A 22972-nucleotide genomic window follows, 5' to 3' on the forward strand; every position below is an offset into this window, starting at 1 on the left:
GGCATCGGCCGGCCCGGTCACCGGGCGACCGCGTACGCCTCCACCGACCACAGCGAGTAGCCGTACCGCGTCGCCCGCTTCTCGCCCTGGACGCGGATGTGGCGGACGCCGGGCTCGTCCATGCGGACCGTCTCCCGGCCGCCACGGCTGCCCCGGACCTTTGCCGCCGTGCGCCAGGTGCGGCCGTCCGCCGACACCTCCACGCGGTACGCCGACGGGTGCGCCTCCTGCCAGTGCAGCGCGACCTTGCCCAGCCGTACCGGGCGCTCCAGCTCGACCTGCCACCAGGCGTCGGCGTCGACCGGGGACGACCAGCGGGTCTCCGGGTCGCCGTCGTTCGCCGCCGGGGCCGGGAAGTCGGGTGTCTCGTCGGCCGAGGAGCTCGCCCGGCCGGTGCGGGCCAGGTCGGGGCCGGCGGTGCGGGGGACGGCGTGGACCGTCAGCGTGCGGGTCGTGCCGGCGAAGGCGAGCCGGATGCCGTACGACCCGGTGGGCGTGCCCGGTTCCACGGTCACCTCGACCGGTACCTCCACCGGCGTACCGCGCGGGGCGGTCAGCGCGTCCTTCGGCACCCGGACCTCGACCCCCTTCGGCGCCGTCGCGGTCAGCCGGCCGCGCACCTCGTCGGGGCGCAGCGAGCCGAGCGTGGCCGTCAGCCGCCGGGTGCCGCCGATGTCGGTGTCCGCGCGGTCGTCGGGCAGCTCCAGGGAGGCGGCGGGCGCGTCCGCGAACCAGGGGACCAGGTGCCGCACCCGGGAGGCGTCGGCGCCGGTGACCCGGACGGAGTCCACCGGGCGGTCGCCGGGCGGCAGTTCGGTGGCGCCCGACGCGGACAGCGCGCCCAGGCGGCGCCACCCCTCGCCCGGCACACGGACCTCCACGGCCCCCCGCGTGCCCGGCTCGGTGAGCACCGTCACGGCGTCCAGCGCGCGGGCGCGCGGGAGGTCGAGGACGCGGTCGCCGCCGGACCGCGCGGGCGGCTCGTGGTCGATGCCCGCCCAGCTCTCGTACGCCTGCTGCGCCCGGCTCAGGAACGGGTCAAGGACCCCCGCGCCGACTGTCACCCGGGAGGACTCCAGGCCCGCCCGCTGCTCGCCCAGCCGCCGGTACGCCGTCCAGGCGGCGCCCGCGTCCCCGGCCCGCTGCGCGCGGAACAGGTCCAGGGCCGTGGTGCCCGCCTCGCCGTAACGGGCCAGCCGCCGGGACCACGGGTCGACCTCGGCGGCGAGCCCGGTCCCGGACAGCCGTTCCGGCAGCTCGCGCAGGACGGTGAAGGCCGCGCGCAGCCGCGCCGCCGCCTCCTCCGTCCCGTCCGTGCCGGGGGCGGTCGTACGGGCCCGCCGGAACGCCTCGATCAGCGGCCGCAGATACGCCGACTCCTCGCCGCCCAGCACCGAGGACGCGGTGTTCCCGGCGAGCGCGGCCAGGGCCTCCCCGCGCCGGGCGTCACCGCCGGCGAGGTCGGCGATCGCGGCCCGCCAGGACTCCTGGGGGCGGTAGTCGCGCGGGTTCCAGGCGAAGTCCGCGGCGGTGAACAGCGGGATACGGGACGCCTCCGGCTGCTCCATCGCGTTGGCGAGCAGCGCGGCCGAGCCCGCGGCGACGGCCGGTTCGCGGCCCTGGTAGGGGCCGAGGAAGATCCGGCCGGGGGCGTAGTCGTTCACCGGGTAGTTGTCCATGGTCACCAGCGGATGCCCGAACACCTCCCGCGCCTTCGCCAGTTGGCCGCCCGTGATGGTGCTCGGCACCACCCCGACCCCGGTCCACGCCACCTCGACGCCCGCGTCCAGCTCCTCGGCGAGGGCACGCCGGTACGCCGTCGGGCCGTCCTCGTAGAACTCGGTGGGCATCAGGGACAGGGCGGCGGAGTCCGGGTGACGCGCCACCAGGTGCCGGGCCACCGCGTTCGCCACGTGCGCCTGGGCGCGGGCGGCGGCACCGGGCCCCGACCCGAACCGGTCGGCGTCCGCCCCGCAGTGCCACTCGCTGTAGCTGACGTCCTGGAACTGGAGCTGGAAGGCGCGGAAGCCCAGTGCCCACATCGCGTCCAGCTTGCGGGTCAGCGCCCGCAGGTCGTCGCCCGAGGCGAAGCACATCGCCTGCCCCGGCGCCACCGCCCAGCCGAGCGTGACGTGGTCGCGCCGCGCCCGCTCCGCCAGCTCCCGGAACTCCGCGCGCCGTTCGGCCGGGTAGGGCTCGCGCCAGCGGGCCTGCCGGTAGAGGTCCTCGCCGGGCGCGTAGAGGTACCGGTTCTGCTTGGTGCGGCCCATGAAGTCGAGCTGGGCCAGCCGCTGCCGGTGCGTCCACGGGGTGCCGTAGAAGCCCTCGGTGATGCCGCGCACGGCGGTGCCGGGCCAGTCGCGTACGACGGCCGCGGTGAGCGTGGCGCCGTCCGGGCGCAGCAGTTGGCGCAACGTCTGCACGCCGTGGAACTGGCCGTCGCCGTCCGCGCCGGACAGGGAGACGGCACCCTTGCCGACGGTCAGCGCGTAGCCGCCGGCGGGGAGGGCGTGCCGGGGGTCGCCCGGGGTGCGTTCCCTGCCCACGCGCACCACGAGCGCCCCCTCGGGCACCTGTGCGCCGGGGGCGGTGAACCGGAGTGCGCCCGCCTCCCGCAGCAGCGCGCGGAGCGCGTCGAGGGCGTACGGGTCTGCCGTCGCGTCCGCGACCAGGGCGACCTCCTCGGTCACCGCGACCGGGGCGCCGTTCGCGCGCAGGGAGTGCGGCCGTGGCCACACGGACGGCTCCGCCGCCCGCGCCGTGTCGGCGGCCGGGGACGCGGTGGCGCCCGGCGCGGGCGGCGCGGCCACGGCGGCGGGCGCGGCGCCCAGGGCTCCGGCGCCCAGGACCCCGGCGAGGACGGCGAGGGCGAGGGCGGTCCTCCTGGCGTTCACCGTCGCGTTCGCCGTCCTCCCACGCCGTAGCCGCACGGGGCCCTCCTGGTCGCTCGACGGGCCACCCGGCCCGGTGGCCGGTGCGGCCGTGTCCATTCCGTTACCGAGAAAGCCCGAGCCCACCATCTCTGTGGTGAACGTGTCAATGAGGGTGGTCGTTGTGGCGCGTTTGTCCCACTGTCGAGGGAGGGGAAGAGGGAAGAATGTGATCAGGACCACGTTGGAAGACTTTGTGCGTCTGGCATCGCGCCCCCTGGGTAGGGCTGCGAGATAACCCGCACGACCCGCACGCCCCGCGTGATCCGCGCGCCGTGCTCGACGAGGAGGCCACCTGTGGCTGCACCGGCTTACGTTCCTTCCCCGGCCCTGTCCAAACCCGCGGCGGAGCCCTCCGCCGACTTCGAAGAGCCGCACTTCTGCGTCTTCAGCGCGGAAGGCCCCTGTGCCGAGGTCCCGCTGACCAGCGAACCCCCGCTGCCCGACGCCGAACCCCTCACCAGCGAACCGCCGCTCGCCGACGCCACCCCCCTGACCAGCGAGTCCGACGCCTTCCTGGACACCTCGGACTCCTCCGGACTCGACTCCTTCCCGGCCCAGTACCGCCCGGAGCCCTAGGGTGGGCGCGCCACGGCCGGCCGAGCCCCCTTCCGAGGACCTGTCCCGGCTCGCCGCCCTGCACGGCGTCGCCACCTCGTACCACCCCTCCCCGGACCGCACGGTCGCGGCCACGGCCACCGCCGTCACCCTCGCGCTGGCCGCCCTCGGCGTGGACACGGCCACCCCGGAGGCCGTACGCGCCGCCCTCACCGCCCGTGAACGGGAACTCGGCGAGCGGCTGCTGCCCCCCACCGTGGTCGGCTGGGGCGCCGGCACCCCGGCCGCCCTCACCGCGCTCCCCGAGGACACCCGGCTGCTCGTCCGCACCGAACAGGGCGAGACCCGCGACCGGGCCGAGCACCTCCCGCCCGGCGTGCACGAGGTGACCGTCACCGCCCCCGACGGCCGCACCGCCCACGCCCACCTGATCGTCGCCCCGCCCAAGCTGCCCGCGCCGCCCGGACGCTCGTACGGCCTCCTGGTCCAGCTCTACTCCCTCCTCTCCCGCCGCTCCTGGGGCATGGGCGACCTCGGCGACCTCGGCGAACTCGCCGGCTGGGCCGGACGCGCCCTCGGCGCCGGATTCGTCCAGGTCAACCCCCTGCACGCGGCCGTCCCCGGCCCGCCGACCGACCCCTCCCCCTACCGCCCCTCCTCCCGCCGCTTCCCCGACCCCGTCCACCTGCGGGTCGAGGACGTCCCCGAGTTCGCGTACGTCGACGACCGCGACCGCGTGCGCGCCCTGCTGGAGCGGGCCGGACGGCTGCGCGAGGCGGTGCTGGACAAGGGCGCCCTGATCGACCGGGACGCCGTGTGGGAGATCAAGCGGGAGGCGCTGGAACTGCTGCACCAGGTCCCGCTCGGGCCCGGCCGCCGCGCCGCCTACGACGACTTCCGCGCCGCACAGGGCCAGGCTCTGGAGGACCACGCCACCTGGTGCGCGCTCGCCGAGGCCCACGGCGCCGACTGGCACCGCTGGCCCGCCGCACTGCGCGACCCGCGCTCGCCCGAGACCGCCCGCGCCCGGCGCGAGCTGGCGGACCGCGTCGACTTCCACTCCCGGCTCGTCTGGCTCACCGACACCCAGCTCACCGCCGCCCAGCGGGCCGCGCGCGAGGCCGGGATGCCGGTCGGGATCGTCCACGACCTCGCCGTCGGCGTCCACCCCGGCGGCGCCGACGCCTGGGCGCAGCAGGAGTACTTCGCGTCCGGCATGTCCGTCGGCGCGCCCCCGGACGCGTTCAACGCGCACGGCCAGGACTGGGGCCTGCCGCCCTGGCGCCCCGACCGGCTCGCCGACTCCGGGTACGCCCCGTTCCGCGCCCTGCTCCGAGGGCTGTTCCGGTACGCGGGCGCCCTGCGCATCGACCATGTCATGGGCCTGTTCCGGCTCTGGTGGGTTCCCGAGGGCCATCCGCCCACGGAGGGCACGTACGTCCGTTACGACGCCGAGGCGATGCTCGCCGTCCTCGTCCTGGAGGCGTCCCGGGCCGGGGCGATGGTGATCGGCGAGGACCTGGGGACCGTCGAGCCCGGTGTGCGTGAGGCGCTGCGGGAGCGGGGTGTGTACGGCACGTCGGTGCTGTGGTTCGAACGGGACTGGGACGGCGACCGGCGCCCGCTGCCGCCGGACGACTGGCGCGCGGACTGCCTGGCGACCGCCACCACCCACGACCTGCCGCCGACGGCCGCGCGGCTCAGCGGGGAGCATGTGGAACTGCGGGACAGCCTGGGGCTGCTCACGCGGTCGCTGGCGGAGGAGCGGGCGGAGGCGGCGGCCGATACGGCGGAGTGGCGGGAGCTGTTCGTGCGGCTGGGGCTGATGGGGGCGGGGGCCTCCGAGGAGGCCGAGATCCAGGCCGTCTACGGCTGCCTGTTGCGTACGCCGGCGCGGATGGTCGGGGTGTGGCTGCCGGACGGGGTGGGGGACCGGCGTCCGCAGAACCTGCCGGGGACGTGGGACCAGTATCCGAACTGGCGGTTGCCGGTCGCGGATGCGCGGGGGAGGCCGGTGACGCTGGAGGAACTGGCGGGGTCGGCTCGGCTACGAGCACTGCTCGACGTGCTGAGGGACTGATTCGTTCCCGCGGGCAGTCGTGCCGCCCTGCGGCACGACTGCCCGCGGGAACGCGGGAACGCGGGAGGCGCCTATCGGGCACCCCGCGCGCGCGGAGCTCGACCGTGTTGGATAGTTTGGGCACCGTGGACAAGAAGAACGCCCTGCGCGCCGGCGCCCTGGCAGCCGGTACGACGCTGATGATGCTGCTCATGTCGTCCCCCGCGCTCGCGCTCACCCGCGACGACGGCGACGACCCCGGCACCGGCCTGAGCGTCATCGAGACGCTGGGCCTCTACGTCGTGGCCCCGATCGCGCTGTTCGTGATCATCGCCGCCCTGGTGATGGTCGGCGACAAGTCGCACAAGAAGAAGGACACGACCAGCTCCAACATCAGCACCAAGGCCGAAGCCAAGGCCTGACCCGGGGCTCACCCGCTCTTGAAGAGGGCGCCGCCACCGCCGTACGCGGGGCCGGCGCCCTCAGCGCTGCCGAAAAGCGCCCTTGCGCGTTCCGCCCCGGCACGATCTCCTCACAGATGGCACCGAGGAGGTCCTGATGAACGGCACCACCCGTACCGTGATCGTGGTCGGTTCCGGCCCCACCGGCCTGCTGCTGGCCGGTGACCTGGCGACCGCAGGCGTCCCCGTCACCGTCGTCGAGAAGCGCGCCCGCGGCATCAGCAACCTCTCCCGCGCCTTCGTCCTGCACGCCCGCACCCTCGAACAGCTCGACGTGCGGGGCCTGGCCGACGAGCTGGAGGCGGTCGGCCGCCCGCTCGACCGGCTGCGCCTGTTCGACCGGCTCGAACTCGACCTCCGCGCGCTCCCCTCCCGCTTCCCCCATCTCCTGGTCATCCCGCAGTACGAGGTGGAGAAGGCCCTGCTGCGGCGGGCCGTCGAGGCCGGCGCCGACTTCCGGTACGAGACCGAGGCGACCGGACTGACCCAGGACGCGGACGGCGTGACGGTCAGGACGAAGGGCCCCGACGGGGAGCGCGGAGAGCTGCGGGCCGCGTACGTCGTCGGCGCCGACGGAATGCGCAGCACCGTACGGGAGGCGGTCGGGCTGCCGTTCCCAGGACGTTCCGTCATCCGGTCCGTGGTCCTGGCGGACGTACGGCTCGCCGAGCCGCCGGAGACGCTGCTCACCGTGAACGCCGTCGGGGACGCCTTCGCCTTCCTCGCGCCGTTCGGCGACGGCTACCACCGGGTCATCGGCTGGAACCGGGCCCGGAACGTCCCCGACGACACCCCCCTCGACCTCGATGAGATCAAGGAGATCGCCCGTCTCGCCCTCGGCCGGGACCACGGCATGCACGACGCCCGCTGGATGTCCCGCTTCCACAGCGACGAACGCCAGGCGCCCGCCTACCGCGTGGGCCGCGCCTTCCTCGCCGGGGACGCCGCGCACGTGCACACCCCGGCCGGCGGGCAGGGCATGAACACCGGCATGCAGGACGCGGCCAACCTGAGCTGGAAGCTCGCCCAGGTGCTGGACGGCCGCGCCCCCGAGTCCCTGCTCGACACGTACCACGCCGAACGGCACCCGGTCGGCCGGGCGGTGCTGCGCAGCAGCGGCGGCATCGTCCGGCTCGCCATGGCCCGGCGCTCCACGACCCTGGCGCTGCGCGCGGCCCTGGCCGCGGTGGTCACCCGTGCCGCCCCGGTCCGCCGCAGGGCGCTCGGCCAGGTCACCGGTGTCGGCGTCCGGTACGCCGCGCCCCTCGGCGCCCACCGCATGACCGGCCTGCGCGTCCCCGACGTGGCGCTCGGGGGCGGAGGCCGCCTGCGCCAGGCGCTGCGCGGCGGCCGCTTCGTACTGATCACGCCGGAGCCGTACGACGACGGGGGCGCCCGCAAGGAACGGCTGGCGGTGGAACGCTGGGCGTCCGGGAGCCGCCGTACGACCGTGCTGGTGCGCCCCGACGGATATGTGGCCTGGGCGTCGGACTCCGCCGGTGCGGCCGACGTCGAGGCCGCGCTCGCCACGCACGTCGGCTGAGGAGGGGCGGGTTCCTTACCTCTCCGTCGCGAGCAGCAGCTCCCGCAGCAGGTCGGACAGCTCCCCCGCCCGCTCCCCGTCCAGGGTGGACAGGGCCTCCGTCTGGACGGTGAGACCCGCGCCGACCGCCGCGTCGATCAGGCGCAGGCCCGCCTCGGTGAGCGTGACCTGCAGTCCGCGGCGGTCGTGCGGGTCGGGGGAGCGGCGGAGCAGTCCCGCGCGCTCCAGCTTGTCGAGGCGGCCGGTCATCCCGCCGGTGGTGAGCATCAGCGTGGCCGAGAGCTGGCGGGGGGAGAGGGTGTAGGGCTCCCCGGAGCGGCGCAGGGTGGCGAGGACGTCGAACTCCCCGCGGGAGATCCCGTACTTGGCGTACTCCTTCTCCATCCGGTCGCCCATGGCGCGCGCGAGCCGGAAGACGCGCCCGAAGACCTCCATGCCGGCGGTGTCGAGATCGGGCCGCACCCGCGCCCACTGCTCGATGATCGCGTCGACGGGGTCCTGGGGGCGCTGCTCCGGTGTCATGGGCAGGAGTATCCGTCGAAAATCGGTCACCCGCAAGAAAGTGGATCGATGATAAGTAGCTTGCGGCTAAGCTACTTGTCGTCGACCTACTCGGAAGAGGTGCGCCCGTCATGGCCGCGAACCGTGCCACCCTCATCGCGCTCACCGCCCTCGCTCCCGTCTCCTGGGGCACCACCTACGCCGTGACCACGGAGTTCCTCCCACCCGACCGGCCCCTGTTCACCGGCCTGATGCGCGCCCTGCCCGCCGGACTGGCCCTGCTCGCACTCGTCCGGGTGCTGCCGCGCGGGGCCTGGTGGTGGAAGGCGACGGTGCTCGGCGCGCTCAACATCGGTGCCTTCTTCCCGCTGCTGTTCCTCTCCGCGTACCGGCTGCCCGGCGGCATGGCGGCGGTGGTCGGCTCGGCGGGCCCCCTGCTCGTGGTCGGCCTCTCGGCGCTGCTGCTGGGGCAGCGGCCGACGGTCCGCAACGTGGTCACCGGGGTCGTGGCCGCGTTCGGCGTCAGCCTGGTGGTCCTGAAGGCGGCCGGCGCGCTGGACGTGCTGGGTGTCGCCGCGGCCCTCGCCTCCACCGCCTCGATGTCCGCCGGCACCGTCCTCACCAAGCGCTGGGGCCGCCCGGAGGGCGTCGGCCCGCTCGCCCTGACGGGCTGGCAGCTGACGGCCGGAGGCCTGCTGATCGCGCCCGTCGCCTTCCTGGCCGAGGGTGCCCCGCCGGCCCTGGACGCCCCGGCGGTCGGCGGCTACCTCTACCTCGCCCTGGCGAACACGGCGATCGCGTACTGGCTCTGGTTCCGGGGCATCGGCCGCCTCACCGCCACCCAGGTCACCTTCCTCGGCCCGCTCAGCCCCCTCACGGCGGCGGTGGTCGGCTGGGCGGCCCTCGGCGAGAGCCTGACGCCGCTGCAACTGGCGGGCATGGCGCTGGCGTTCGGTGCGACGGTGGCGGGGCAGAGCGCCGCCCCGCCCGCCCGGACGGCCCCTGCGGTGCCCGCGCCCTCCCGTACCGCGTCGTCCGACGGTGCCGAAGACCTGCGCCGACGCCCCTCCACTCCCTCGGTGGAAACTACTTGACGCAGCGGAAAGTGGGCGGGTACTTTCCATTGCGTCAAGTAGTTCACGAGGAAGCAGGTATCTCCCGCATGGACGTGACGCCGAACCCCGCCGACACCCTCTCCGAGATCGAGCGGGTCCAGCAGAAGGCCTACGCCGCCCAGCGCCTCCCGCTCTGGTACCTGCCGGGCACGGTCGCCCTGGTCACCGTCGCCGCGATCGCCGCGGAGCTGGACGGCACCGCTCAGATCGTGCTCACCGTGGCGGACGTCGTGGGTCTGGCCCTGCTCACCGGCACGCTGGCCGCCCGGATGCGCGTCCGGTGGAGGCCGCGCACCTGGACCGTGAGCGCCGGTGTCCGGACGGCCCTGTGGCTCGTCTCGATCTTCGCCGTCTGGGGGCTGGTCCCCCTCGTCGCCGGCTCGTTCACCGACTCCGCCGTCTGGCAGAAGGTCGTCGCCGGGGCCGTCACCGCCCTCTACGCGGCGGTCACCACCCGCTGGGCGGAGAACCAGGTACTGGCCCACTCGGCGGGGAGGGTGGTCCGGTGAACCTCGACCCGGTGATCCACGCACCCGCCCGGCTCCAGATCGTCTCGCTCCTGGCGGCGGCGACCGAGGCGGAGTTCGCCTTCGTCCGGGACAGCCTGGAGATCAGCGACTCGGTGCTGTCCAAACACGCCGCCGCCCTGGAGAAGGCCGGCTACGTCGAGATCCGCAAGGGCTACGTCGGCAAGCGTCCTCGCACCTGGCTCAAGCTCAGCGCCCAGGGCCGCCGGGCCTTCACCGCGTACGTCGACGCCCTCCAGCAGATCGTCGGCCGCCCCCTCGCCGACCGCCCGCAGGACACCTGACCGGCACGGGGACCGCGCTTCAGCCGCGGGCGACGGACCGTTCGATGAGGGCGACGGTGGCGCGCGGGTCGTCGACCTCGATGACGAGGCGGTCGTAGGTCTCGGCGTCGGCCAGCTCGACGACGACGGCCTTGTCCGGGTTCTTCACGTCCCAGAAGAGACGCTCCCCGTCACGCCGGAAGCGGCCGGCGGTGATGACGCCGGGGAAGTGGGTGCCGCCGACCCGTATGCCCTTCGGCTCGCGCGCCATCCCGGGGTCGTGGGTGGCGCCGCGCACATGGGCGAGGGGGATCTCCAGGCGGCTCTTGAGCGTCCAGAGCTTGTCGAGGCCCTGGAACTCGACGGTCAGCAGGCCGTGTTCGCGGTCGATGGAGATCAGGGCCATGTTCAGTGCTCCTTGGAGGCGGTCGGCAGGCCGGCGCGCAGCCGCAGGCGGGCGCCGAGGACGGTGGAGGCGAGCCGGGGGGCGGCGTCGCCGTGGGAGGGGCGGAGTGCGTCCTCCAGTGCGGTGACGCCTTCCGCGACCAGGGCGGCGACCTCCCGGTCGTGGGGGGCGCGTTCGGCGGCGGCGAGCAGGAGGAGCCCGGCGGCCGGGCCGTTGTCGTACGAGGCGATGGCCGTCGTCAGCGCCTGCTCCGGGTCGGTGAGGCCGGCGATGACGGCGGTGGTCGGGTGGATCTCGTGGTCGAGGTGATTGCGAAGAGCGGTCAGATGCAGGCCTCTTTTCGACCCGAACACCTTGTAGAGGCTGCCCCGGTGGATACCGGTGGCGGTGACCAGGTCGTCCACGGAGGTGCCCTCGTAGCCGTGGGTGGCGAAGAGGGCGGCCGCGGACTCGACGGCCCGGTCGGTGTCGAAGGTGCGAGGTCGTCCCATGTCCATGACCCTAGGTGTTTGAGAACAGTCAGTCAAGAACGAACATTCTCATACCGCTCCGCACATCCCTGCGCACAGCGGCCCGACGACGGTCCTTCCAACGCGCTGAGCGGCACCCGGCTCGCACCGGCGAGAGCCTCCGCCCGTGCGTGATCGGTGAATGGCGTGGCGGATCATCGCCCCCGCCTGCGAGCATCCGACTCATGCCGACTTTCGACGTGCCCGACGGGACCCGACTCGCCTACCACCGGAAGGGCTCCGGGGGTGATCAACCGCTTGTCTGCGTTCCCGGCGGCCCGATGATGCCCTCCGCCTGCTTCGGCGACCTCGGTGGGCTGGCCGCGCGGCAGGAGCTGGTGCTGCTGGACCTGCGCGGCACGGGGGACTCGGCCAGGCCCACCGATCTCGCGAGCTTCCGCGTGGACAGGCAGGCCGAGGACATCGAGGCGCTTCGGATCGCCCTCGGCCTGGAGCGACTGGACCTTCTCGGCCATTCGGCCTCCGGTGACCTCGTGCTGGCCTACGCGGCCCGGTACCCGGAGCGGGTGCGCTCGCTCGTCCTGGTCTGCGCGCGTGCGCGCACTGCCGGGATCGACTTCCCCGTCGAGCGGCGCCGTGAGGCGCTGGAGCTGCGCCGTGACGAGCCCTGGTACGAGGACGTCCGGCCGGCCTTCGAACGGGCCGTGTCCGGGGAGGCGGGCGACGCGGACTTCGCGCTGCTCGACCGTCTGTCCTACGGCCGCTGGGACACCGCCGCGCACGCGCACGCCGCCGCGTGCGCGGAGTGGTTCGACGAGGAAGCGGCGGCTGCCTACCTGGCTCCGGGTGCCTTCGACGGTGCGGACGCCGCCCGCGCGGCACTGGCTGAACTGGACGCGCCCGTCCTCGTCATATCCGGTGCGCTGGACGGCTCTCCGCGTCCGGACTCCGCCGCCGAGGTGGCGGGGCTCTTCCCGCGCGGCGAGCACGTCGTCCAGGCGGGCGCCGCGCACAACCCGTGGATGGACGGTCCGGACGACTTCGCCCGGACCGTCGTCGAGTTCCTGGCCGGGAACGGCCGGTAGCGGCCGGAGAACAGGGGCGCCCGAAACAGAACCGGGCGCCCCTGACGCGCGTACCGGCTAGGACGCCGCCGCGTCCGCCGCCTGGGCGCGCAGCGCGCGTTCCACGCCCGCGCGGGACTCCGAGACCAGGCGGCGCAGGGCCGCGTTCGGCTCGGCGGAGGTCAGCCAGGCGTCCGTCTTGTCGAGGGTCTCGCCGGAGACCTGGACCGTCGGGTAGAGGCCGACCGCGATCTGCTGGGCCATCTCGTGCGAGCGGGACTCCCAGACGTCCGCCAGCACCTCGAAGTACCGGTCCGTGTACGGCGCCAGCAGCTCCCGCTGGTCGGTCTGGACGAAGCCGGCGATGACCGCCTCCTGGACGGCGTTCGGCAGCTTGTCGGACTCGACGACCGAGGCCCACGCCTCCGCCTTGGCCTCCTCGGTCGGGCGGGCCGCGCGGGCGGTCGCGGCGTGCCGCTCACCGGCCGCCGTCCTGTCCCGCTCGTACTCGTCCGCGATCTCCGCCTCGTCGAACCGGCCCACCGCCGCCAGCCGCTGCACGAACGACCAGCGCAGCTCCGTGTCCACGGCCAGCCCCTCGACGGTCTGCGTACCGGCCAGCAGGCCCTCCAGCAGGTCGAGCTGCTCCGGCGTACGGGCCGTCGCCGCGAACGCCCGTGCCCACGCGAGCTGGTGGTCACTGGCCGGCTCGGCGGACCGCAGGTGGGCCAGTGTGGCGTCGGTCCAGCGGGCCAGCAGGGCCTCGCGGGCCTTGGGGTCCGCGTACAGGTCGATCGCCAGCTTCACCTGGCGGTGCAGCGACTGCACGACACCGATGTCGGACTCCTTGCCGATGCCCGACAGCACCAGGGACAGGTAGTCGCGGGCGGCGAGTTCCGCGTCCCGCGTCATGTCCCAGGCGGAGGCCCAGCACAGGGCACGCGGGAGGGACTCCGCGAAGTCGCCCAGGTGCTCGGTGACGAACGCCAGCGAAGCCTCGTCCAGGCGGACCTTGGCGTACGACAGGTCGTCGTCGTTGAGGAGCACCACCGCCGGGCGGCGCTTGCCGGCGAGCTGCGGTACGGCCGTCAGCTCGCCGTCGACGTCCAGCTCGACGCGCTCGCCGCGCACCAGCTTGCCGGTCGCCTCGTCGAGGTCGTACAGGCCGACCGCGATGCGGTGCGGGCGCAGCGTCGGCTCACCCTTGGCACCGGCGGGCAGCGCCGGGGCCTCCTGGCGGATGGAGAAGGAGGTGATGACACCGTCGGCGTCCGTCTCGATCTCCGGGCGCAGCACGTTGATGCCGGCCGTCTCCAGCCACTGCTTCGACCACGTCTTCAGATCGCGCCCCGAGGTCTCCTCCAGCGCGCCCAGCAGGTCGGACAGGCGTGTGTTGCCGTACGCGTGGCGCTTGAAGTACGCCTGCACGCCCCGGAAGAACTCGTCCTCGCCGACGTACGCGACGAGCTGCTTCAGCACGGACGCGCCCTTGGCGTACGTGATGCCGTCGAAGTTGACGAGCACGTCGTCCAGGTCGCGGATGTCCGCCATGATCGGGTGCGTGGACGGAAGCTGGTCCTGGCGGTAGGCCCAGGTCTTCATCGAGTTGGCGAACGTCGTCCACGAGTGCGGCCAGCGCGAACCGGGCGCGGCGGCCTGGCAGGCGATGGACGTGTACGTGGCGAACGACTCGTTCAGCCACAGGTCGTTCCACCACTCCATGGTGACCAGGTCGCCGAACCACATGTGGGCCAGCTCGTGCAGGATGGTCTCCGCACGCACCTCGTACGCCGCGTCCGTCACCTTCGACCGGAAGACGTACTGGTCGCGGATGGTCACCGCGCCCGCGTTCTCCATCGCGCCCGCGTTGAACTCCGGCACGAAGAGCTGGTCGTACTTCGCGAACGGGTACGCGTAGTCGAACTTCTCCTGGAACCAGTCGAAGCCCTGCCGGGTGACCTCGAAGATAGCGTCGGAGTCGAGGTACTCGGCCAGCGACGGACGGCAGTAGATGCCGAGCGGGACGGACTGGCCGTCCTTCTCGTAGACGCTGTGCACGGAGTGGTACGGGCCGACGATCAGCGCCGTGATGTACGACGAGATGCGCGGGGTCGGCTCGAACGTCCAGACGTTCTCCTGCGGCTCCGGCGTCGGCGAGTTGGAGACGACGGTCCAGCCCTCCGGCGCCTTCACGGTGAACTGGAAGGTCGCCTTCAGGTCGGGCTGCTCGAAGCTCGCGAAGACGCGGCGGGCGTCCGGCACCTCGAACTGGGTGTACAGGTACGCCTGGTCGTCGACCGGGTCGACGAACCGGTGCAGACCCTCACCGGTGTTGGTGTACGCGCAGTCGGCGCTCACCCGGAGGATGTTGCGGCCCTTCAGCAGGCCGGGCAGGGCGATACGGGAGTCCGCGAAGACCTCGGCGGGGTCGAGGGAGTCCCCGTTGAGGGTCACCTCGTGCACGGTGGGGGCCACCAGGTCGATGAAGGACTCCGCGCCGTCGCCGTCCTCGGCGACGTCGAAGCGCACCGTGGTCACGGACCGGTAGGTGCCGCCCTCCTGCGCGCCGGAGAGGTCGAGATCGATCTCGTACGAGTCAACGGTCAGCAGCTTCGCCCGCTGCCGCGCCTCTTCGCGAGTCAGGTTTGTGCCAGGCACGCGGTCATCTCCTCGATATGTGTGGGTTGCGCCATCCTTCCACGCGACATCGGGATGAGGCGATGACCGAGCCGGACCATGGGGATTCCCCTGTGTCGTCCGGCGGGCGAGGGTGGGGCTCGACGTCCGGAACCCGCCAGCGGTCCGGGCGGGCGGGAGCGAGTCTGGGGGCATGACGACGCACACCGCACGCCCCGTCCCCCCGACCGTCCGGAAGGAACTGCTGACCCTCGACGACGCCGGCCGCCCGGCCGTCCCCCGCACCGACGACGAGGGCGGCGCCCCGCTCCGCTGCTGCCTGCGCCGCAGCGAGCCGGGCGAGCTGATCGCCCTCGTCTCCTACGCGCCGCTGCGCCGCTGGGCGGCGGAGACGGGCGCGGACCCCGGCGCCTACGACGAACAGGGCCCCGTCTTCGTCCACGCCGAGGAGTGCGCGGGCCCGGAGGACGAGGACCCGGCGGGCGGAGGCCTCCCCTTCACCAACTCCCGTCGCGTACTCCGCCGCTACTCCGCCGACGGCCACATCCTGGGCGGCCGGCTCGTCGAGGCACCGGAGGACTTCGGACCCGCCCTCACCGAGGCGTTCGCCGACCCCGGGGTGGCGCTGGTGCACGTGCGGGCCGTGGAGTACGGCTGCTTCCTGTACGAGGTGCGCCGGGACTGAGCATTCCCCGGGACCGTCTCAGCCGCCCACCCCGGCCCGCCAGGGACCGTCGGCCTCGATGCGCAGGAGGCCGGGCGCCTGGACGGGGGCCAGCACGTCGAGGTGGCCGATCTCGTTGACGAGGAGGTCCTCGTCGTCGACCTGCCACTCGGGGTCGGGCGAGGTGAAATAGTGCCAGACGGCGAAGTTGCTCCGGCCCTGGTGCGCGAAGGACAGCACGCCCGCGGGACCCTCGTACACCAGCAGGTCCGGGCCCCTGCCGTCGAGGCCGTGCACCAGACGCCGGGCGTGGGCGAGCGGCAGCACCCGCAGCGTCCAGGGCGTGTCGGCGCGCACCAGCAGGGACAGCGGGCGGTCCTCGGGGACGGTGGCGAACGTACGGGCGTGGACCTCGTCCTCGTACGCCGACAGAAGGTCCCGGTCGGCGCGGCCGTACGCGTCGCAGGAGTCGATGTGCACCGAGATGCTGTCCCTGCACTCGATCTCGACGACCACGCGGGCGCCGGGCGGCAGGTTCGGCGGGCAGGTGACGCGCTGCTTGCCCGAGGCCTGGTGCGTGAACGGCGCGAAGGAGAGCGCCAGTTCCGACGCCAGGCGGCCGACGGCCGGGGCCGGGGAGGCGTGAGGGGCGGCCGGGGCCGGGGATGTGTACGGAGCCGGAGCGGTGCCGGGAGGCGGGGGAGGCGGAGGAGGAAAGGCCGGGGCGGCGGGGAAGGGGGCGGGCGCGGCCACGGGGACCGGCTGCGGGTCCTCGGCGACCGAGATGCCGAAGTCCGTCGCGAGCCCGGCGAGGCCCGAGGCGTATCCCTGCCCCACCGCGCGGAACTTCCAGCCGCCGTTCCTGCGGTAGAACTCGCCGAAGACGAAGGCGGTCTCCGTCGACGCGTCCCCGATCGCGAAGGACGCGACCGGCTGCCCGTCCGGCAGGGAGACCCGGACGTCCAGCGACGGCACCTGCCCGAACGTTCCCGCGTCGGCGGACGCGGCCACCACGACCCGGTCCGTTCCGGGCTCGACGGCCGAGAGGTCCAGCCACAGCCAGTCGGCACCCGTCCCGTCGGCCCCCTGGCCCTTGCCCAGGTGGCGTACGGTGCCCGACGGATGTGCCGGCTGGTTGTAGAAGACGAGGTCGGTGTCCGAGCGGACCCGGCCCGTCGCGTCGAGCAGCAGGGCCGAGACGTCCACGTCCGGCACTCCGGGGCCCTGCCGCCAGGTCACCGCCACCTGGAGGGCGGTCGAGGGAACAGGCAGATTGCCGCCCTTCGTCATCTGCGTCATGAAGCGATCTTCACACGATCGGCACGAGCGGCGGGGCGGAATGTCACACTCCGCAACGAGGGGCGTCCTACGAGGACGGGGCGGCCACCCCGTACCGGGTGACCGCCCCTGGGAAGCCGTGCCCTACGCGGCGGACAGCTCCGCCGCCACCAGCTCCGCGATCTGTACGGCGTTCAGCGCCGCGCCCTTGCGGAGGTTGTCGTTGGAGACGAACAGCGCGAGACCGTGCTCCACCGTCTCGTCGGGACGGATCCGGCCGACGTACGACGGGTCCTGGCCGGCGGCCTGGAGCGGGGTGGGGATGTCGGTGAGGACGACACCGGGGGCGTCCGCCAGCAGCTCGGTCGCGCGCTCGGCGCTGATCGGGCGGGCGAAACGGGCGTTGATCTGCAGCGAGTGCCCGGAGAACACCGGGACGCGCACGCACGTGCCGGAGACCTTCAGCTCGGGGATCTCCAGGATCTTGCGGGACTCGTTGCGCAGCTTCTGCTCCTCGTCGGTCTCGTTCAGACCGTCGTCGACGAGGTTGCCGGCCAGCGGCAGCACGTTGAAGGCGATGGGGCGCTTGTAGACACCGGGCTCGGGGAAGTCGACCGCCGAGCCGTCGTGGGTCAGCTTGTCGGCCTCGTCGATCACCTTCTGCGCCTGGCCGTGCAGCTCCGCGACGCCCGCCAGGCCGGAACCGGACACGGCCTGGTACGTGGCGACGACCAGCGCCTGAAGACCCGCCTCCGCGTGCAGCGGACGCAGGACCGGCATCGCGGCCATCGTCGTGCAGTTCGGGTTGGCGATGATGCCCTTGGGGCGGTTCGCGATCGCGTGCGGGTTCACCTCGGAGACGACGAGGGGGACCTCGGGGTCCTTGCGCCAGGCGGAGGAGTTGTCGATCACGACCGCGCCCTGCGCGGCGACCTTCTCGGCCAGCGCCTTCGAGGTCGCGCCGCCCGCGGAGAACAGCACGATGTCCAGACCGCTGTAGTCGGCGGTGGACGCGTCCTCCACCGTCACGCCGTCCAGCTCCGAGCCGGCCGAGCGGGCCGAGGCGAACAGGCGCAGCTCCGTGACCGGGAAGTTCCGCTCCTTGAGGATCCTGCGCATGACCGTGCCCACCTGACCGGTGGCTCCGACGATTCCGACCCTCACGGCGACTCCCTACTGCGTCCTGGTTTGTTCCTGAATGCCTGGCCGAGGCTCTTCCATCATGCGGCCGACCACGGCCCACCTGTCCAATTCTTTGCGGACCCTGCCCGCGAAGTGGGACACACCGGCGGCGGCCACCGGTTGCGGACCTTCGGCCGCCACGCCCCTGAGCTGCAGAAATTCAGCCGTCGGGGGCCATGGACCGCAAGGTCCCCTGCCCGGTCCGGTCCTGGTCACACGGAGGTGTGACGTACGCCTCGGCCGGATCCGGAGAACCCGGCCGAACGTTCCGGGCGGAAACGGCGTCGTAGAGGAAACAGCGTGAGGGGGGTGGCCGGTGCTGCGCGGAAGGATCCGGCGCGGCCGGGGGTCGTCGTACGTCGCCACGGACGACGACCCGCTGGACGCGGCGCAGGAACGCCGGGTGCGGGCGGTGCTCGCACTGGGCGGGGTACCGCAGGCCGACCTGCCGGACGGGGTGCAGCAGGTCCGCCTGAGGCTGCTGGAACGCGCCGCGAGCGGGCGGGAGGCGCCGCGGGACGTCTCGGCGTGGGCGGCGGTCGTCGCCTCCAACCTCGCCATGGACTGGCACCGGGCCAAGCGCCGCCAGGAGCGGCTCGGCGAGCGCCTCGCCGCGCTCCGCCCGGCGGAGGCGGCCCCTTCCGGCGAGGAGACCAGCCTGCTCTCCCTCGCCGTGGCCTGCGGCCTGGACGAGCTGCCCGACGCGCAGCGCCAGGTGGTCGTGCTGCGCTTCTACGCCGACCTGCCGGTCCGGTCCATCGCCGAGCAGCTCGGCGTCCCGGAGGGCACGGTCAAGAGCAGGCTGCACACGGCGGTACGCGCCCTGCGCACCCGCCTGCACGAGGACGAGGTGGTCTGACATGCCCGCCCACGACGAACCCTGGGACGCCGAGAACGCCGAGAGCGTCGAGTACGACGGCATGGACGTGCTGATGGCCGCCATCCTCGACGAGCCGCTGCCCGCGCGGGCCCGACAGGACCCGGCGTTCACGGCCGCGCACCGGGCGGCTGCCGCCGATATCACCGTACTGAGGGAGCAGCTGGCGCTGATCGGGGACGCCCTCGCGGCCCCCGGCGAGGAGACGGCGGACGGGGAAGGGGCCGGTGAGTCGGCGGGGCGAGTCGGGGCCGGGCGGCCGAGCGACAGACCGGAGCCCGGGGACGGGCCGGACTCCGGGATGCGGGCCGGGGGCGGAAACGGCCCGGAGACCGGGCGCGAGCCCGCGAATCCGACGGCCGCCCGGCCGGCGGTGAGGCCTCCGGCGGGCAGTCGGCGGGGAGCCGGGCCCGGGTCTGTGTCCGGGGGCGGACCGGCGGCCGGGGACCGGGCGGCCGCCCGGCCGGCGGTGCGGCCCCCGGCCGGCGGGCGTCCCGGTACCGTGCGCGGGTCCCGTGGGCCGCACCGTGGCCGGCGTCGGCCCCTCAAGGCCGCCCTCGGTGCCCTCGTGGCCGCCGCTGCCGCCACCGTCGTCGTCGGTATGGGGTGGCTCGTGACGCAGACCGGGGGGATGTCCGACTCGGATGCGGGCAGTTCCGCCGCACGGGCCGACTCCAAGGAGGCGGGCGGGGAGGACGCGGGCGGGGTCGCCTTCGGCAGCCCCCGCTACCTCGCCTGCGCCCGCCTCGTCGCCGAGGGCACCGTGCTGGCGGTGGACCCCGTGCCGGGGGCCGGGGCGGAACGCGTCACGCTGAAGGCGAGCCGCTACTACAAGGGCGGGGGCGAGGTCACCTTCCTCCGGGACCTCGCCGGCGATTTCCCGCTGCACGAGGGCGACCTCGTGATGATCGGCATGCCCCCCGACGGCGTCCACCCGGACATGGTCGTCGTCGGGGAGGCGGACATCGCCCCCGAGCGGGTCCGGATCATCGCCTCGCTCCCCGAGTCGCGCACCCTCACCTGCGGCTGAGCACGACGAAGGGGCGGGCGCCCGCAACGGACGCCCGCCCCTCCTAAAGTCGGCCTGTTCCTTACGGGGCGACCTTCTCGATCGCCACGCTGCCGACGCCCGCGACCGTGCCGCGCGCGTTCACCAGCTGCACGCGCCCGAAGAACGCACGCCCTTCGGGGGCCGCCGCCGCGACGGTGACGTCGCCGGAGACGGTGGCCGAGTCGCCCGTGCCGAGCTCCACCGGCGCGGAGCCGTCGACGGTGACGGAGCCGAGCGAGGCGGAGAAGAACACGTCACGGTAGTCGTAGTCCGTGGAACCGGCCGGGACGGAGTAGCCCACGACCTCCACGGTGTACGTGCCGGCCGCCGGGGAGGCGATGGAGACCGACTCCTCCGAGTCGCCGTCGGCGGACTGGGCGACCTGGTCGCCGTCGGCGTCGTAGACGGTCAGGTCCAGGTCGGCGGAGGTGTCCGAGACGTTGCCGATGGCCACGTCGAGGGAGGTGGCGCCCTCGGGCACCTCGACCGTGGTCGTGTGCGTGTCACCGGTCCCGATGGCCGGCCGGTCCGTCTTCGACGAGCCGAGCGGGCCGCCCACCAGCTCGCCCTCCAGCGCGGCGAACTCGTTCGTCACCGTCCACGAGACGGCGGCCGGGGTGCCGACCTTCGCCTCGGGCACGGTCACGGTCTCCGGGTCGAAGGCCGCGCCGAGGACGGCGACGTCCAGCTCGTACGGGTTGTCGAGCAGCGGCGAGGTGCGCCGGGCCTCGACCTCGATCTCCCACACGCCCGGCTGCGGGTCCGCGTACGAACGCACGTCGGGGCGGCAGGTGTTGGCCGGGTTGTCGTAGTTCGGGTAGCAGTTGATCGTCGACGTCGGGTCGGCCGGGACACCGTACGGGTGGATGGCGATGAACCGGGTCTGGCTGTCGTCCTTCAGTCCGCTCATCGCGACCTCCAGCGTCTTCGCGCCCTCGGGCACGGTGACGAAGTAGGAGGTGGTGCTGTTGCGCTGGGCCGTGCCGGACGTGGAGAAGGTGTGCTCCAGCGGCTCGGAGACGACCACGGTGGTGAGGATCTGCTGGTCGACGCCCTCGGTGCGCGGGTCGTCGGCCTCCAGGATCGCGCTCTTGATGCCGGCCGAGCGCGGCGCGGCCTGGACCTTGACGGTGACCGGCTCGTTCAGCGGCAGCCGGACGTCGTCGTCGCCGACGATGCGGAAGGTGTGGCCCTCGTTGTTCTCGATGTCGAGTTCGTGCCGGATCGCGCGGTCGGGGCCGGACGTACGGGTGATCGTGATGTCGTACGTCTTCTTCTGCCTGACCTCCAGGCCGCCCTCACGGTCGTAGAGGCCCGTGCCGAAGCCGGGCGTCTCCAGGAACTGGTCGATCGCGGTGTCGACCGGCGCCTTCACCGTGTACGCGTGGGCCGTGGCGCCGTCGCGGATGGCGTCCCAGGCGTCCTCGATGTCGATGAGGCCGGCGCCCTCCTCGTATGCCTGCACACCCTTGATGTGCTCGGCGGTGGAGGTGAGGGCGGTGCGCAGCTCGGCGGGCGTGAGGTCGATGTGCTCGCGCTTCGCGGCGGACAGCAGCAGCGCGGAGGCGCCGGCGGCCTGCGGGGAGGCCATCGAGGTGCCCTGGAGCATGCCGTAGCCGGCCGGGAGGTCGTAACCCGCCTCGGCGACCGGGGCGCCCGGCATCCAGGTCTGGATGGTGTTGATCGCCGCGCCGGGCGCGACCAGCGTCGGCGTGAAGCCGCCGTCCTCACGCGGACCGCGCGAGGAGAACGGCATCATGGCGTACTTGGTCTTCACCACGGAGCCGTAGTTGGCGGCCCAGGTCTCCCGGGAGACGGACGCGCCGACGGAGATGACCTTGTCGGCCAGGCCGGGGTCGCCGATGGTGTTGGCGCCGGGGCCGGAGTTGCCCGCGGAGATCACGAGCTGGACGCCGTAGGTGTCGATCAGGCGGGTGTACAGCTCGGCGCGGGCGTTGTTGCCGTCGTTGAGCGCCGGCAGACCGCCGATGGACATGTTGACGATGTCGACGCCGCGCTCGGTGACGAGGTCGATCATGCCCTCGGTGAGCGCCACGTTGGTGCAGCCGCCGGACCAGGTGCAGGCGCGCGAGGAGACGATCTTCGCGCCGGGGGCGGCGCCGTCCATCCGCCCGCCGAACAGGCCGTTGGCGGCGGTGATGCCGGCGACGTGGGTGCCGTGCTCGGACTCGATGACACCGATGTTGACGAAGTCGGCCGTCTTGCCGGTCCAGTCACCGCCGTAGGGGTCCATCGGGACGTCCTCGCGGATCTCCACGACGAACGGCTGGCGCTCGGCGATGTCGGTCTTCGGGTCGTCGGTGCCGAAGTACCCGACCTGGAAGCCGTCCTTGTACGGCTTCATCGGGGTGTCGTCGCCGAAGTCCTGGTTGTTGTTCAGGTCGACGCGGACCGTGCCGGCGGCGGCGTCGTAGAGGACGCCCCAGGAGTCGGTGGTGTCGCCGTCGCGGTTGGCGTCACCGGCCGCGTCACCGCCGGTGGTGTACGACTCCAGGAACGTGCTGATCCGGTACGAACCCGCCGGGGCCGCCCAGGTCTTGCCGCTGTAGGTGAAGGTCGGTCCGGAGACGGAGGAGACCATCGGACGCCAGGTCCGGTCGTTGTCCACGATCGGGTCGGTCGCCGTCACCCAGTCGACGATCTTGCGTTCGCCGGTGGTGGTCTTCTGCAGCGCCGGGTGGCCGAGGTCGACGCCGGAGTCGAGGATGCCGATGGTGACCCCGCGGCCGTCCGCCTTCGGGTTGTCCTCGACGAACTCGACGGCGCCGGTCTCGAAGGACGGGTTGTACGGGTTCTCCGCGGGCGTCCGCTTCCCGGGAGCCGGGTAGGTGCGGTCGCCGTGCCCGCGGTCCTTGCCCCCGGCCTGCTTCGCGGTGTCCGCGCTCGGCGTCGGGTCGTCCAGCGGGATCTCCTCGCGCAGGTCGACGCCGTGCACGGAGGAGAGCTTGGTGGCGGCGGCGATCGCCGCGTCCGCCTTGCCGGTGGGGACGGTGGCCCGGACGTAGCCGAGCTTGTCGTGGGTCCGGCCGACCGAACCGCCCTTGACCGCGTCGAGCTGCTCGGCGACCTGCTCGGTCTTTCCGGGAGCTGTGGCGATCATCATCGTGACGTTCTTGGCACCGTCGGCCTTGGCCTCGGCGAGCAGGTCCGCGTCGTCCGCGCCGAGCTTGTCGTGCGCGGACTTGACGTCCGCGTCGGCGGGGGCGGCGGGTGGCGTGTCGGCGGCCATGGCCAGGGGGATCGGCCCGGCCGCGGAGAGCGCGGCGACGAGACCGGCGGCCACGGCGATACGGGCCACGCGTCTGGCGCCCGGTATCGGTTCGCACTGTGGGGAGTGGGTCATCGGCATCCCTTGTAAGTAAAGG

19 protein-coding genes are annotated in these 22972 nt (G+C 73.4%); 11 read left to right on the top strand and 8 right to left on the bottom strand.

All coding sequences use genetic code 11. From position 1 onward, the window contains the following. Positions 1–17: 17 nt before the first annotated feature. A complete protein-coding gene (locus AMK33_RS07005; protein WP_073932075.1) occupies positions 18–2930 on the bottom strand; it encodes a beta-N-acetylglucosaminidase domain-containing protein in 2913 nt (970 codons plus the stop codon). Positions 2931–3227: 297 nt separating this feature from the next. On the opposite strand from AMK33_RS07005, the gene AMK33_RS07010 reads away from it, so the two are divergent. The 4 genes from AMK33_RS07010 to AMK33_RS07025 all read left to right on the top strand — a co-directional run bounded on the left by AMK33_RS07010 (position 3228) and on the right by AMK33_RS07025 (position 7551). Beyond that, a complete protein-coding gene (locus AMK33_RS07010; protein WP_073931852.1) occupies positions 3228–3509 on the top strand; it encodes a hypothetical protein in 282 nt (93 codons plus the stop codon). Between the two features lies 1 nt (position 3510). Next, positions 3511–5568 (top strand): 4-alpha-glucanotransferase, encoded by a 2058-nt coding sequence (gene malQ, locus AMK33_RS07015; RefSeq protein ID WP_073931853.1) that lies wholly within the window; start codon positions 3511–3513, stop codon positions 5566–5568. Between the two features lie 125 nt (positions 5569–5693). Beyond that, a complete protein-coding gene (locus AMK33_RS07020; RefSeq protein ID WP_030858058.1) occupies positions 5694–5969 on the top strand; it encodes a hypothetical protein in 276 nt (91 codons plus the stop codon). A gap of 136 nt (positions 5970–6105) precedes the next feature. Further along, positions 6106–7551 carry an FAD-dependent monooxygenase gene (locus tag AMK33_RS07025; RefSeq protein ID WP_073931854.1) on the top strand — a complete coding sequence of 482 codons (1446 nt, stop codon included), beginning with the start codon at positions 6106–6108 and terminating at the stop codon, positions 7549–7551. A gap of 15 nt (positions 7552–7566) precedes the next feature. Here AMK33_RS07025 and AMK33_RS07030 read toward each other — a convergent pair whose 3' ends face one another. After that, positions 7567–8073 (bottom strand): MarR family winged helix-turn-helix transcriptional regulator, encoded by a 507-nt coding sequence (locus AMK33_RS07030; RefSeq protein ID WP_073931855.1) that lies wholly within the window; start codon positions 8071–8073, stop codon positions 7567–7569. Positions 8074–8183: 110 nt separating this feature from the next. On the opposite strand from AMK33_RS07030, the gene AMK33_RS07035 reads away from it, so the two are divergent. The 3 genes from AMK33_RS07035 to AMK33_RS07045 all read left to right on the top strand — a co-directional run bounded on the left by AMK33_RS07035 (position 8184) and on the right by AMK33_RS07045 (position 9978). Further along, positions 8184–9146 (top strand): EamA family transporter, encoded by a 963-nt coding sequence (locus AMK33_RS07035; protein WP_073931856.1) that lies wholly within the window; start codon positions 8184–8186, stop codon positions 9144–9146. A 68-nt stretch (positions 9147–9214) separates the two neighbouring features. Continuing rightward, on the top strand, positions 9215–9676 hold the full coding sequence (locus tag AMK33_RS07040) for a hypothetical protein (protein WP_073931857.1): 462 nt from the start codon (positions 9215–9217) through the stop codon (positions 9674–9676). Beyond that, a complete protein-coding gene (locus AMK33_RS07045) occupies positions 9673–9978 on the top strand; it encodes a winged helix-turn-helix domain-containing protein (RefSeq protein WP_073931858.1) in 306 nt (101 codons plus the stop codon). Before AMK33_RS07040 ends, AMK33_RS07045 begins: the two co-directional genes overlap by 4 nt. A gap of 19 nt (positions 9979–9997) precedes the next feature. On the opposite strand, the gene AMK33_RS07050 is transcribed toward AMK33_RS07045, so the two are convergent. Together AMK33_RS07050 and AMK33_RS07055 are read right to left on the bottom strand one after the other, a co-directional pair. After that, positions 9998–10363 carry a hypothetical protein gene (locus tag AMK33_RS07050; RefSeq protein WP_073931859.1) on the bottom strand — a complete coding sequence of 122 codons (366 nt, stop codon included), beginning with the start codon at positions 10361–10363 and terminating at the stop codon, positions 9998–10000. A gap of 2 nt (positions 10364–10365) precedes the next feature. Continuing rightward, the gene (locus AMK33_RS07055) at positions 10366–10854 is read right to left on the bottom strand and encodes a TetR/AcrR family transcriptional regulator (protein WP_079194786.1); all 489 of its coding nucleotides are present in this window, start codon (positions 10852–10854) and stop codon (positions 10366–10368) included. Between the two features lie 203 nt (positions 10855–11057). On the opposite strand from AMK33_RS07055, the gene AMK33_RS07060 reads away from it, so the two are divergent. Further along, a complete protein-coding gene (locus tag AMK33_RS07060; protein WP_073931861.1) occupies positions 11058–11918 on the top strand; it encodes an alpha/beta fold hydrolase in 861 nt (286 codons plus the stop codon). A gap of 57 nt (positions 11919–11975) precedes the next feature. Here AMK33_RS07060 and pepN read toward each other — a convergent pair whose 3' ends face one another. Next, positions 11976–14555, bottom strand: a complete 2580-nt coding sequence (pepN, locus tag AMK33_RS07065) for an aminopeptidase N (RefSeq protein ID WP_073931862.1) — start codon at positions 14553–14555, stop codon at positions 11976–11978. Positions 14556–14727: 172 nt separating this feature from the next. Between pepN and AMK33_RS07070 the strand changes: the two genes are divergently transcribed. Then, positions 14728–15219 (top strand): DUF1203 domain-containing protein, encoded by a 492-nt coding sequence (locus tag AMK33_RS07070; protein ID WP_073931863.1) that lies wholly within the window; start codon positions 14728–14730, stop codon positions 15217–15219. A gap of 18 nt (positions 15220–15237) precedes the next feature. On the opposite strand, the gene AMK33_RS07075 is transcribed toward AMK33_RS07070, so the two are convergent. Next, positions 15238–16497, bottom strand: coding sequence for a TerD family protein (locus AMK33_RS07075; protein WP_073931864.1), 1260 nt, complete (start codon positions 16495–16497; stop codon positions 15238–15240). Positions 16498–16620: 123 nt separating this feature from the next. Beyond that, positions 16621–17640: an aspartate-semialdehyde dehydrogenase gene (locus tag AMK33_RS07080; RefSeq protein WP_073931865.1), complete on the bottom strand. Its 1020-nt coding sequence runs from the start codon at positions 17638–17640 to the stop codon at positions 16621–16623. 334 nt (positions 17641–17974) lie between these two features. Here AMK33_RS07080 and AMK33_RS07085 point away from each other — a divergent pair, with 334 nt between their 5' ends. After that, positions 17975–18517, top strand: a complete 543-nt coding sequence (locus AMK33_RS07085) for a sigma-70 family RNA polymerase sigma factor (RefSeq protein WP_073931866.1) — start codon at positions 17975–17977, stop codon at positions 18515–18517. Between the two features lies 1 nt (position 18518). Next, positions 18519–19565, top strand: coding sequence for a hypothetical protein (locus AMK33_RS07090; RefSeq protein ID WP_079194770.1), 1047 nt, complete (start codon positions 18519–18521; stop codon positions 19563–19565). Between the two features lie 61 nt (positions 19566–19626). On the opposite strand, the gene AMK33_RS07095 is transcribed toward AMK33_RS07090, so the two are convergent. After that, on the bottom strand, positions 19627–22950 hold the full coding sequence (locus AMK33_RS07095; RefSeq protein WP_073931867.1) for a S8 family serine peptidase: 3324 nt from the start codon (positions 22948–22950) through the stop codon (positions 19627–19629). Between the last annotated feature and the right edge of the window lie 22 nt (positions 22951–22972).

Origin of the sequence: Streptomyces sp. CB02400 (assembly GCF_001905725.1) — a bacterium.
Classification (GTDB): domain Bacteria; phylum Actinomycetota; class Actinomycetes; order Streptomycetales; family Streptomycetaceae; genus Streptomyces; species Streptomyces atrovirens.